We start from the raw sequence: 11371 nt of genomic DNA on the forward strand, positions 1-11371 counted from the left end.
GCGGTGCCCCTCACCCCTGCCCGTCGTCGACAGGTGCTGATCGGCTCCGCCGTCATCGCCTGTCTCGCCCTGGTCATGGCCGCGCTGGTCTACACCGGCGTGGTGATGCCGACCCGTCTGTTCGCCGCGAAATACGACGTACGCGGCATCGACGTCTCCCACCACAACGGCACCGTGGACTGGCCGCGGGTCGCCGAGCAGGACATCGACTTCGCCTGGATCAAGGCGACCGAGGGCTCCTCCCACGTCGACTCACGCTTCGCCGCCAACTGGGCCCAGGCGCAGCGCGCCGGGATCGCGACCGGCGCCTACCACTTCATGAGCTTCGAGAGCCCGGGCGCCGACCAGGCACACAACATGATCGCCACGGTGCCCCGGGTCGCCGGCACGCTCGCCCCGGTCGTCGACCTGGAGCCCTACGGATCCTTCAAGGGCAACCTGCCACCCGCCACCGAGGTCCGCGCCATCCTCGACCCGCTGTTGTCCACGCTCGAGGATCACTACGGCATCGCGCCGGTCATCTACACCACCCCGCAGGCCTACCGCGCCTACCTGGTCGACGCCTACCCCGACAACCCGATCTGGTTCCGCTCCGTCGCGTGGCCGCCGCGGGTCCCCGACGGGCGTGACTGGACCATCTGGCAGTACTCGAACCGGGACCGGCTCGATGGTGTGGGCAGTGAGGACGAGGCGTACGTAGATATGAACGTGCTCTCGGACGACGTCTCGCTCGAATCGCTGATCGTTCGCTGAAATCGCCGAGTCGGCGCATCGGACCCCTTTCGCTCGCTTCGCTTCGCGAAGCAGGGGGTCAGATGCGCCGACTCGGCTTTGGTTCAGTGGCCGTGACCGTGGCCGTGGCCGGCCGCGGGCGCCTCTTCCTCTTCCGGCTTGTCGACGACCAGGGTCTCGGTCGTGAGCAGCATGCCCGCGATCGAGGTGGCGTTGATGAGCGCGGAGCGGGTCACCTTGACCGGGTCGATGACGCCCTGGGCAACCAGGTCGCCGTACTCACCGGTGGCGGCGTTGTAGCCCTGGCCGACGCCGAGGTCGCGGACCTTGGTGGTGATGACGTAGCCGTTGTCGCCACCGTTCTCGGCGATCCAGCGCAGCGGCTCGTCGGCGGCCTTGCGGACGACGCGTACGCCGACCGCCTCGTCACCCTCGAGGCCGAGGTCCTTCTCCAGGACGGAGACGGCGTGGATCAGCGCGGAGCCACCGCCGGGGACGATGCCCTCCTCGATGGCGGCGCGGGTCGCGGAGACAGCGTCCTCGATGCGGTGCTTCTTCTCCTTGAGCTCCACCTCGGTGTGAGCGCCGACCTTGATCACGCAGACGCCACCGGCGAGCTTGGCGAGGCGCTCCTGGAGCTTCTCGCGGTCCCAGTCGGAGTCGGTGCGCTCGATCTCGGACTTGAGCTCGGCGACGCGGCCCTCGACGGCAGCGGCGTCGCCGCCACCCTCGACGATGGTCGTGTTGTCCTTGGACACCGTCACGCGGCGGGCGGTGCCGAGCACCTCGAGGCCGACCTGGTCGAGCTTGAGGCCGACCTCCTCGGCGACGACCTGCGCGCCGGTCAGGATCGCGATGTCCTGCAGCATGGCCTTGCGGCGGTCACCGAACGCGGGCGCCTTGACGGCGGTCGCGTTGAAGGTGCCCTTGATCTTGTTCACGACCAGGGTCGAGAGGGCTTCGCCCTCGACGTCCTCGGCGATGATGAACAGCGGCTTGCCCGCGGCGATGACCTTCTCCAGCAGCGGCAGGAGCTCCTGGATGGAGCTGATCTTGCCCTGGACGAGCAGGATCAGCGGGTCGTCGATGACGGCCTCCATCCGCTCCTGGTCGGTCACGAAGTACTGAGAGATGTAGCCCTTGTCGAACTGCATGCCCTCGGTGAACTCGAGCTCGGTGCCCGTGGTGTTGGACTCCTCGACGGTGATGACCCCGTCCTTGCCCACCTTGGCGAAGGCCTCGGCGAGGATCTCGCCGATCTTCGCGTCGCGGGAGGAGATGGTGGCGACCGAGGCCATGTCGGACTCGTCGACGACCTCACGAGCGGCGGCACGCAGCGCGTCGCCGACGGCGGCGGCAGCGGCGTCCATACCGCGCTTGAGGCTCATCGGGTTGGCACCGGCGGCAACCGCGCGCAGACCCTCGTGGACCATCGCCTGGGCGAGGACGGTCGCGGTGGTGGTGCCGTCGCCGGCGATGTCGTTGGTCTTGGTCGCGACCTCCTTGGTGAGCTGAGCACCAAGGTTCTCGAACGGGTCGTCCAGCTCGACCTCACGGGCGACGGTGACACCGTCGTTGGTGATGGTCGGGGCGCCCCACTTCTTGTCGAGGACGACGTAGCGGCCCTTGGGGCCCAGCGTCACCTTGACGGCGTTGGCGAGGGCGTCGACGCCGCGCTCGAGGGCGCGGCGGGCGTTCTCGTCGAACTCCAGGATCTTCGGCATATGCATTTACTCCCTAGTACGCAGCGCGCGGCCGTGGCCGCCGGGACATACCCCGCCCGGCCCGGCCGCGCTGTGCGAGACGGATGACGTCAGGCGATGACCGCGAGGATGTCGCGGGCCGACAGGATGAGGTACTCCTCGCCGGCGTACTTCACCTCGGTGCCGCCGTACTTGCTGTAGATGACCTTGTCGCCGACGGCGACGTCGAGCGGGACGCGGTTGCCCTTGTCGTCGATGCGACCCGGACCGAGGGCCAGGACCTCGCCCTCCTGGGGCTTCTCCTTGGCCGTGTCCGGGATGACCAGGCCCGAGGCGGTGGTCTGCTCGGCCTCGACGGCCTTCACGACGATGCGGTCCTCGAGCGGCTTGATGTTGACCGACACTGTGTCGACCTCCCCATTTCTTCTATGGAGTCAGATGATTCTGGGTGGGTGTTGCTACGTCTGTGCTTGCGACATGCCACGTACGCCGTCGCGGGGGTCGCACCCGGCTCGCAAGCGCTGGCACACTCAAGGGGAGAGTGCCAATGCAGACGTTAGCACTCGACCACAATGAGTGCCAGCAAGGCCCGGCTATCGCTGTCCGGGGAGCCTCACCGTCAGGGCGATGGCACCGGCCACGAGCCCCAGGACGATGATGCCTCCGACGACCAGGACGGACCAGCGATCCTCGCTCTCGTCCTTTTCCTCGAATGTGGTGATCTCGAGCTCCTCGCCATCGCTCAGCAGGGGGCCCAGGGAGGACGGCTCATCCGGGACCACGGACTTCTTGGTGCCGGCCGAGCCGCTCTGCTCCACCTTCTCCTCCGGCGCTTCCGCGGTGACGTCGGCCGTCGGTTCCTCCTCCGGCGCCGCGGTCTCCTGGTCCGATTCGGGCTCGCTGGCGACCGGGGTCTGCACGTACGTCACCGAGTAGCTCTCCAGCTGCTTGCCGCTGCTGTGACTGATGACCGTGGTCCGCTGCGGCGTGGAGAGCGTGTGGCGCTCGGCGCCGGCGTTCCCGCGTCCGACCACGCAGAACGACGCGATCCGGTAGCCGTCGGGCGCCGTCGCGGTGGCGGACGTGGCACCCACCGATGTGTAGGAGCGGTCACCGGATGAGCACTGGCTCACCGGAGTCGCGGTGTCGGCCGACGCGGGCGGGGTGAGCGTCAGCGACAGCAGGGTCATGACGGCTCCGGCTGCCCAAAGGATCGGGGGGATCATGCGGGGGGATCTACGCACTCGGCGGATCCTACATAAACACCCCACCCGGTAATGGAGTTTGCCGCGTCCGGAAACTCGCCTGAGAGGATCGGTGCATGGACCTCGATGCCTTCGCCTGGTTGCTGACCGATGACGGGCAACGGCTGTTGGCGCGGGCCACCGAGATGACGTCGTCGGACGCTGCCGACGGCAAAGGCTCGGCTCTGGCGGTGCAGACCGCTCTGCGCAAGGACGAGACCGCCGAGCGCGTGGCCGCCGCGATGACCCAGGTCGAACTGCGCCGGAAGGCGACCGCCAAGTTCGGCGACCTGGCGCCCAGGATGTACTTCACCCCCGACGGCCTCGAGCAGGCCACCCGCCTCGCCGTCGCCCACCACCGGTCGGCGCGGCTGCGTGCCTTCGACGCGGCGAGCGTCATCGACCTCGGCTGCGGGATCGGCGGCGACCTGATCGCCTCCTCGCGCGCCGGGCTCACCGCTGCCGGGGTCGACAACGATCCGGAACGGGTCGCCGTCGCCCAGGCGAATCTCGATGCTCTCGGGCTGCCCGGCGCGGTCACCGTCGCCGACGCGACCGGCGTCGACCATTCCCCGTTCGACGTGGCGTACGCCGATCCGGCACGTCGCGGCGCCAAGGGCCGGGTCTTCTCTGCCGAGGGGTGGACCCCGCCGTGGTCGTGGGTCGAGACGCTCTTCGACCGCGATGCCTGCGTGAAGGTCGCACCGGGGATCCCGCACGACCTCGTCCCCGAGAAGGTCGAGGCCGAGTGGGTCAGTGACCGGGGCGAGGTCAAGGAGGCCGCGCTGTGGTCGGGCTCGCTGGCCAGTACGCATCGACGCGCCACCGTGATCGGCGAGCGCGGCCTGGCGACGCTCACCTCCGAGGATGATCCGGGCGGCGAGGTCGGCGAGGTCGCCGAGTTCCTCTACGAGCCCGACGGCGCGGTGATCCGTGCCGGGCTGGTCACCGCCGTCGCCGCCGGGGTGCAGGGGCACCTGGTCGACGAGCACATCGCGTACGTCACCTCCTCCGCCTCCTTCGAGACGCCCTTCGCCCGTGGGTATCAGGTGCTCGAGGAGCTCCCCTACCGGGAGAAGCAGCTCAAGGCGGCGCTCCGCGAGCGGGGCATCGGGAAGCTGACCATCAAGAAGCGCGGCGTGCAGGTCGTGCCCGAACAGCTCCGCAAGCGGCTCGCGCTGTCGGGCACGGCCGAGGCGACGGTCGTGCTCACCAGGGTTGCCGGCGAGGGGACGTGTCTGTTGGTACGGCCCTTCTGAGGGTCAGACCAGGACGGTCGTGATCGGCTGGGAGGAGTCGGCCGGAAGATCCAGGGCCGAGGGCGTACGCCCCCTCGCCACCATCTCCGCCCCGAGAGCCGCCACCATCGCACCGTTGTCCGTGCACAGGCCCGGGCGCGGGACCCGGACCCGGATGCCGAGCTTGGTGGCCCGCTCCTCGGCGAGCACGCGGAGCCGGCTGTTGGCAGCGACCCCGCCGCCGATGATGATGTCCTCGATGCCTTCGGAGGAGGCCGCGTCGAGGGCCTTCCGCACCAGGACGTCGACCACGGCCTCCTGGAAGCTGGCGGCCACGTCGGCGACCGGGACCGGCTCGCCGCTGCGCTCCTTGGCCTCGATCCAGCGGGCGACCGCGGTCTTGAGGCCGGAGAAGGAGAAGTCGAAGCGGTGTCGTTCGAGGTCGCGGCGGCTGGTCAGCCCGCGGGGGAAGTCGATCGCGATCGAGCTGCCCGAGGTGGCGGTCCTGTCGATCACCGGGCCGCCAGGGAAGCCCAGACCGAGCAGCCGGGCGACCTTGTCGAAGGCCTCCCCCGCTGCGTCGTCGATCGTCGCGCCCATCGGGTCGACGCCCTCGGTGATGTCGGTGACCTTGAGCAGACTGGAGTGGCCGCCGGAGACGAGCATCGCCACGCAGGGTTCGGGCAGCGGGCCGTGCTGGAGCTGGTCGACCGCGACGTGCGAGGCCAGGTGGTTGACCCCGTAGATCGGCTTGTCGAGCCCGAGAGCGAGGGCCTTGGCCGCGGCCACCCCGACCAGCAGGGCGCCGGCGAGCCCGGGGCCGGCGGTGACGGCGACCGCGTCGACGTCGTTCAGCTTGATCCCCGACTCCTCGCAGGCACGCTCGATCGTCGGCACCATCGCCTCCAGGTGCGCCCGGCTCGCGACCTCGGGAACGACCCCACCGAACCGGGCATGCTCCTCGACGCTGCTCGCCACCGCGTCGGCCAGCAGCGTGTGACCGCGCACGACACCGATTCCCGTCTCATCGCACGACGTCTCGATCCCGAGGACCAGGGGCTCATCAACGAGGGCACCGGAAGTCATGAGCCCATTCTGCCTCCACGTCGCTCTGATGCTGAGCGCCGGCCCGGGCGGGGACGCCGCCCCTGGCTTCGGCGGACGAACGAATTTTCATTCACCTCGGACGCGTGAACGAATCTTCATTCACCCCGGACGCGTGAACGAATCTTCATTCACCCCGGACATGTGAACGAACTTTCATTCACCCCGGACATGTGAACGAACTTTCATTCACCCCCGACACGTGAACGAACTTTCATTCACCCCCGACATGTGAACGAACTTTCATTCACCCCCGACACGTGAACGAACCTTCATTCGCCACAGGCGCGCGAAAGAACTTTCGTTCGCCCGGACTCACGGGCCCGCGCGAGAGAGGCCCCGAGAACCGCTCAGACGAAGGCCCACGCCCTCAGGCGGCTTGGGCGCTGTCCAGATCGTCGTGGAGGGCTGAGTAAGCGGCGGCCCAGAGTTGTTGCGCGAGATCAGGCTCGACCGGATCGGCGGAGCAGAGGCCGTCCCACAGCCCACGGAGCAATATCACCAGCCCACCCGATTCGTAGTCGGTGAGTTCCCGGCCGATCGAGCTGCTGAGCCAGAACCTGACGTTGTGCCACAGGTAGCGGACCGCCTCGCCGACATCGTCGTTCGTCCGAGCGAGTTCCTCGATGCCCAGCCAGGCCCTGAGAAAGAACAGCTCGTCCCCCGTAGAAGGCAGGTAGCCGGCCCATCCCCGTAGGTTCACGCGCCGAGCGATCTCCTCCCAGTAGATGCCGGCGAATCCGGCGGTGGCATGGGGCAGCATGTTCTCCCGCCCGGCGAACCACTTGTGCAGCGTCGACACCGCCATGTTCGCCTCCTCGGCAACCACCTTGAGGGTGGGCGCACGCAAGCCGTCGCGCCCGATCGTCCTCGCCAGGGCGAGGCCGGCTGTCGTCGATTCGAAACCGCTGCGGTTGAAGGCCATGACACTGATCGCACCACAGACCACCGACATTTCAGCCGATACGGCCTCAGCCAGATGTCGCCGTCGGGCCGGCGAGCTCCATCGCCAGCACGATCCCCGTCGCCCCGTCGCGGTAGTAGCGCTCGCGACGGTCGATCTCGACGAATCCCGCCTGGTCGTAGAACTGGAGGGCCGCGACGTTGCCTTCACGCACCTCGAGGAGAAGTCGCTCGGCTCCCTCGCTCCGAGCGAGGTCGATCGACGCCGCGAGGAGCGACCCACCGATCCCACGGCGGCGCTGCTCCTCGGCGGTCGCGATCCGCTGGAGCTCGGCGATCTCGTAGACGACGCTCACCAGCGCATGACCGACGACCGTCCCCGCGTCATCGACGGCGACCAGGATCCGGACGGTGGGCATCTTGCCTTCGATCGCCACCTGCAGGTACTCGGGCGTCCAGGCGTCGTCGGGAAACGCCTCGACCTCGAGGTCGGCGATCGCGTCGACGTCGTCCGGACCCGCCGAGCGTACGGTCACTGCAAGACCTTCTTCTGCGCCTTCTTCTGCGCAGCCTGCTCCACCGCATCGGGCCGGCGCAGATAGAGCGGTTCGGGGTCCATCAGCTCGACCCGCTCCTCGGCCACCGCACGGGCCAGCCAACCCGCGGAGGGACGCTGCGGACCGAGCGGCGTCGGGAACGCGTCCGGGTAGAGCAACGCCCCCTCACCGACCACCGGCATCGAGGTGGCGACGTCGGCAGGGCGGGCGACGACAGGTCCCTCGAGGCGTACGCCATCCGCGTCGTAGGAGGCCAGGTAGACCTCCTTGCGCCGCGCATCGGTCGCCACGAAGAACCCGCCCTCGATGTCCCTGGTGGTCGAGCTTGTCGAGACCACGGCCTCCACCGCGAGCACGTCCAGGGTGCAGGCCGCGTAGACCGGGATATCCAGCGCGAACCCGAGCGTCCGGGCGGTGACCAGACCGACCCGGAGACCGGTGAACGGCCCCGGACCGGCGCCCACGGCGATGGCGGTCAGGTCCTGACGTACGATCCCGGCCGCCGCCAGGATGTCGGAGATCAGCGGCGCGAGCTGCTCGCCGTGCTTCATGGTCCGGTCGGAGGCGAGCTCGGCGACGACGTCGTCACCGTCGTGGAGCGCCACGGTGACCTGAGGTGTTGCGGTGTCAAAGGCGAGAAGCACGACTCACACCCTAGAGCGCGCTCAGGTCGACGCCGCGCCAACGGGCCCCGACAGGAACGATCTCCACGCGCCGAGGATCGGCGCCGTCGGGCGCATCGACCAGATCCAGCGGAGCCTCGTCGGCCTCGGCACGGACGATCCGGATCTCCAGCCGCGACTCGGAGAGCCCCTCGGCCAGGCCCTCACCCCACTCGACGACGGTGACCGCATCGTCGAGATCGGTGTCCAGGTCGAGGTCGTCGAGCTCCTCGATCCCGCCCAGCCGATAGGCGTCGACGTGGACGAGCTCGGGCCCGCCGACCGTCGAGGGATGCACCCGGGCGATCACGAAGGTCGGCGAGGTGATCTCACCGCGCACCCCCAGCCCCGCCCCGAGGCCCTTGGTGAAGGTGGTCTTGCCGGCACCGAGGCCGCCGGAGAGGACGAGTACGTCCCCGGCGGCGAGCAGACCGGCCACCCGCCGGCCCAGCTCGAACATCGCGTCGGGGTCGAGCGCCTCGACGACATGCTCGTTCAGCGGACGATGCAGCCGCACCGCGGGCGAATCCCGCGAGACCTCGCGAAAGCCTTGCCGCTCCCAGAACCGCAACGTCTCCGGCAGCTCCTCACGAGCGATCACCGCGAGATCGCCGAAACCCTCCGAGCGCGCCAGCCCGGCGGCGTACGTCACCATCTTGTGCGCTACGCCATGACCCTGCTGATCAGGCAGAACAGCGAAACGACGCAGCCACATGGTCGAGTCGGCGGGATCCATCACGACGGTCCCGACGCCGACCCCGTCCAACCGCGCCAGGACGCCCCCGAAGCCGGAGAGGCGATCCTTCATCGACGCCTCGGTCTCCCCGAGCGCATCGGCGGGCGGGTCCAGGGCTCGGCGGGCGGAGAAGGCCGTGCGGACGATGGCGAGCACCTCGGCCGCGGCCTCCGCCCCGACCCGCTCGAAGTCGAGCGTCATGCCGATGCCGCATCCCGGGTGGCCGAGGCGAGCAGCTGGTCGAGCTCGGCGTTGACCTGACCGTGCCGCTCGAGGATGACCATGTGACCGGCGTTCTCGCACTCCACCAGCCGCGAGCCGGGGATGTAGGAGTGCAGCTTGCGGCTGTGGCCGATCGAGGTGAGCCGGTCCGCGGTGCCGCAGATGACCGTGGTCGGCACCCGGCCGAGCGTGGTGATCGACGAGAACTTGTCCAGCGCACGGAAGCTCGGGAAGAACTCCGCGACCACCTCGAACGGCGTCTGCGAGAGCAGCCCGTCGACGAACTCGACGTACGCCTCGGGCACCTCGTCCCCGAAGGCGAACACGTCGGTGAAGACGGTCGCCACCGAGGACCCCATGGCGCGGAACCGGTCGACGATGCCGTGCCCGCGGGCCAGTGTGCGCATGGTGCTGTTGGCGATCCCGCCGGACAGCTTGGCCGGGAGCACCGGGATCAGCAGCCGGCTCGGGTCCAGACCACCGGCGGTCGTCGAGATCAGGGCGGCGCCGATGATGCGGCCACCCTCGTCGTAGGGAGCGAACAGCTCGGGGTGGTCCTCGGCGAGCGCGGCGATCGTCATCCCGCCCATCGAGTGGCCGACCAGGATCACCGGACCCTCCGGCACGACCGCGTCCAGCACCCGGAGCAGGTCGTCACCGAGCTGGTCGATCGTGGCGTTGCCGAGCGAGGACCGGCCGCTGCGGCCGTGGCTGCGCTGGTCGTAGAAGACCGACCGCACCAGGCCGCGGTAGGCGGCGCGCTGGAAGTGCCAGCAGTCGAGGTTGAGGCAGTAGCCGTGCACGAAGACGAGCGTCACGTTGCTCGACCCGCCGTTATGGGTGTGCGCCGCGTCGACCTCGTCGACCTCGACGTGGAGAGGTACGCCGTCGGAGGTCACCACCGTGACCGGACAGGACCGCAGCGTGCCGAGCGGGGTCCGGTCCTCGGGGCGTTCCTCGATCGCGCGGCGGCGCTTCTTGACCACGACCGCGCCGCGGGCCGCGGCAGCGACCGCAGCAGCCCCCAACGTCCCTGCCGCGATCTGACCGATCCGTGTTGCGATGCTCATTGGTCGCCTCCCTGTTCGGTCTGCTCGGTGTCGACGTAACGGCGCTTCATCCGTCCTCCGATCCTGGTGACGACCTCGTAGGCGATGGTCTCGCTCGCCTCGGCCCAGTCCTGGGCGGTCGGCTCGCCGTCGGCACCGGTACCCCACAGAACCACCTCGGCACCTGGTTCGACCGAGGCGTCGCCGAGATCGACCACGATCTGGTCCATGCAGACGGTGCCGCGCACGGGGCGCCGCGCGCCGTCCACCCACACCGACGCACGGTTCCCGGCACGCCGCTGGATGCCCTCGGCGTAGCCGACCGGGATCAGCCCGACGGTGGTCGGCTCCTCGGCCACCCAGGTGTGGTTGTAGGAGACGCCGGCACCGGCCTCGATCTGCTTCACCAGCGCCAGCTCGGCGCGCACGGTCATCGCCGGGACGAGTCCGAGCTCGTCCCACGGCGATCCCTCCACGCCCGGCGCCGGGTCGATGCCGTACGTCGCGATCCCGACCCGCACCAGGTCGAGCCGTGCACTGGGGCGCAGCAGCGCTCCCGCGGAGTTGGCCAGGTGGCGCACCTCGGGCCGGAGGCCGGCCTCCTCGGCGACCGCGAGCGCCTCGCCGAAGACCTTCTCCTGGAGGGCGCTGGCCGGGTCGGCGGTGTTCTCGCTCGCGCTGAAGTGGGACCAGATCCCGGTGACCCGGATCGCTCCCTCGGCCTCGAGGATCCGCGCCCGAGCGACCAGGTTGCCCCAGTCGGCGAAGGCCGCACCACCCCGGGAGAGCCCGGTGTCCACCTTGAGCTGCACCCGCGGCGTACGGCCCAGGGCGTCGCCGGCGGCGGCGAACTTCTCCAGGTCGGCGACGGTGTAGGCGGTGACGTCGATGTCCGCGGCCACGAGGTCCTCGGCGGGTTCGCTCGGCATGATCAGCCAGGCCAGCAGCCGGCCCTCGTCGCCGGCAGCGCGCAGCGCGAGCGCCTCGTCGGCCGAGGCCACGCCGAGCCAGTCGGCACCGCCCTCGCGAGCGGCCCGTCCGGCCTGGACCAGGCCGTGCCCGTAGCCGTCGGCCTTCACCACCGTCATGATCGGCGTACGAAGGTGCTCCTTCAGCCGCGAGACGTTGTGGCGGATCGCGGCGAGGTCGATGACGATCTCGGCTCGCCGAAGCGGAGCCCGAGGCGCTGGGCTCGGTGACATGCTGTCAAGGATAGTTGCC

General features: G+C 69.5%; 12 protein-coding genes. 2 read left to right on the plus strand and 10 right to left on the minus strand.

The window, feature by feature from the left end:
- Positions 1-3 precede the first annotated feature (3 nt).
- A complete protein-coding gene (locus HD557_RS22600; protein WP_196875545.1) occupies positions 4-753 on the plus strand; it encodes a GH25 family lysozyme in 750 nt (249 codons plus the stop codon).
- A gap of 83 nt (positions 754-836) precedes the next feature.
- Here the strand turns inward: HD557_RS22600 and groL are convergent, their stop codons facing one another.
- The 3 genes from groL to HD557_RS22615 form a co-directional block, all read right to left on the minus strand.
- Positions 837-2456 (minus strand): chaperonin GroEL, encoded by a 1620-nt coding sequence (gene groL / locus HD557_RS22605; RefSeq protein WP_008362421.1) that lies wholly within the window; start codon positions 2454-2456, stop codon positions 837-839.
- 89 nt (positions 2457-2545) lie between these two features.
- Positions 2546-2839 (minus strand): co-chaperone GroES, encoded by a 294-nt coding sequence (gene groES / locus HD557_RS22610; RefSeq protein ID WP_008362423.1) that lies wholly within the window; start codon positions 2837-2839, stop codon positions 2546-2548.
- 189 nt (positions 2840-3028) lie between these two features.
- The gene (locus HD557_RS22615) at positions 3029-3661 is read right to left on the minus strand and encodes a hypothetical protein (RefSeq protein WP_196875546.1); all 633 of its coding nucleotides are present in this window, start codon (positions 3659-3661) and stop codon (positions 3029-3031) included.
- Between the two features lie 95 nt (positions 3662-3756).
- Here HD557_RS22615 and HD557_RS22620 point away from each other — a divergent pair, with 95 nt between their 5' ends.
- Positions 3757-4938 (plus strand): class I SAM-dependent methyltransferase, encoded by a 1182-nt coding sequence (locus HD557_RS22620; RefSeq protein ID WP_196875547.1) that lies wholly within the window; start codon positions 3757-3759, stop codon positions 4936-4938.
- 3 nt (positions 4939-4941) lie between these two features.
- Here the strand turns inward: HD557_RS22620 and tsaD are convergent, their stop codons facing one another.
- The 7 genes from tsaD to alr form a co-directional block, all read right to left on the minus strand.
- The gene (gene tsaD, locus HD557_RS22625) at positions 4942-6003 is read right to left on the minus strand and encodes a tRNA (adenosine(37)-N6)-threonylcarbamoyltransferase complex transferase subunit TsaD (RefSeq protein WP_196875548.1); all 1062 of its coding nucleotides are present in this window, start codon (positions 6001-6003) and stop codon (positions 4942-4944) included.
- Positions 6004-6391: 388 nt separating this feature from the next.
- The gene (locus HD557_RS22630; protein ID WP_196875549.1) at positions 6392-6946 is read right to left on the minus strand and encodes a TetR/AcrR family transcriptional regulator; all 555 of its coding nucleotides are present in this window, start codon (positions 6944-6946) and stop codon (positions 6392-6394) included.
- 46 nt (positions 6947-6992) lie between these two features.
- Entirely contained in the window at positions 6993-7460 is a 468-nt protein-coding gene (gene rimI, locus HD557_RS22635) for a ribosomal protein S18-alanine N-acetyltransferase (protein ID WP_196875550.1), read from the minus strand.
- On the minus strand, positions 7457-8125 hold the full coding sequence (tsaB, locus tag HD557_RS22640) for a tRNA (adenosine(37)-N6)-threonylcarbamoyltransferase complex dimerization subunit type 1 TsaB (protein ID WP_196875551.1): 669 nt from the start codon (positions 8123-8125) through the stop codon (positions 7457-7459). Before tsaB ends, rimI begins: the two co-directional genes overlap by 4 nt.
- A 10-nt stretch (positions 8126-8135) precedes the next feature.
- Positions 8136-9080 (minus strand): tRNA (adenosine(37)-N6)-threonylcarbamoyltransferase complex ATPase subunit type 1 TsaE, encoded by a 945-nt coding sequence (gene tsaE / locus HD557_RS22645; RefSeq protein WP_196875552.1) that lies wholly within the window; start codon positions 9078-9080, stop codon positions 8136-8138.
- Positions 9077-10171 carry an alpha/beta fold hydrolase gene (locus tag HD557_RS22650; RefSeq protein ID WP_008362438.1) on the minus strand — a complete coding sequence of 365 codons (1095 nt, stop codon included), beginning with the start codon at positions 10169-10171 and terminating at the stop codon, positions 9077-9079. Before HD557_RS22650 ends, tsaE begins: the two co-directional genes overlap by 4 nt.
- Positions 10168-11352 (minus strand): alanine racemase, encoded by a 1185-nt coding sequence (gene alr / locus HD557_RS22655; protein ID WP_196875553.1) that lies wholly within the window; start codon positions 11350-11352, stop codon positions 10168-10170. The genes HD557_RS22650 and alr overlap by 4 nt, the downstream gene beginning before the upstream one ends.
- Positions 11353-11371 lie beyond the last annotated feature (19 nt).

This window comes from Nocardioides luteus, from assembly GCF_015752315.1.
Lineage (GTDB): Bacteria > Actinomycetota > Actinomycetes > Propionibacteriales > Nocardioidaceae > Nocardioides.

What these genes read in the sequence shown, in the direction of transcription:
- HD557_RS22630 (WP_196875549.1), bottom strand. Translation starts at nt 6,946, where the DNA reads ATGGCCTTCAACCGCAGCGGTTTCGAATCGACGACAGCCGGCCTCGCC.
- HD557_RS22620 (WP_196875547.1), top strand. Translation starts at nt 3,757, where the DNA reads ATGGACCTCGATGCCTTCGCCTGGTTGCTGACCGATGACGGGCAACGG.
- HD557_RS22650 (WP_008362438.1), bottom strand. Translation starts at nt 10,171, where the DNA reads ATGAGCATCGCAACACGGATCGGTCAGATCGCGGCAGGGACGTTGGGG.
- tsaD (WP_196875548.1), bottom strand. Translation starts at nt 6,003, where the DNA reads ATGACTTCCGGTGCCCTCGTTGATGAGCCCCTGGTCCTCGGGATCGAG.
- groL (WP_008362421.1), bottom strand. Translation starts at nt 2,456, where the DNA reads ATGCCGAAGATCCTGGAGTTCGACGAGAACGCCCGCCGCGCCCTCGAG.
- HD557_RS22615 (WP_196875546.1), bottom strand. Translation starts at nt 3,661, where the DNA reads ATGATCCCCCCGATCCTTTGGGCAGCCGGAGCCGTCATGACCCTGCTG.
- tsaE (WP_196875552.1), bottom strand. Translation starts at nt 9,080, where the DNA reads ATGACGCTCGACTTCGAGCGGGTCGGGGCGGAGGCCGCGGCCGAGGTG.
- alr (WP_196875553.1), bottom strand. Translation starts at nt 11,352, where the DNA reads ATGTCACCGAGCCCAGCGCCTCGGGCTCCGCTTCGGCGAGCCGAGATC.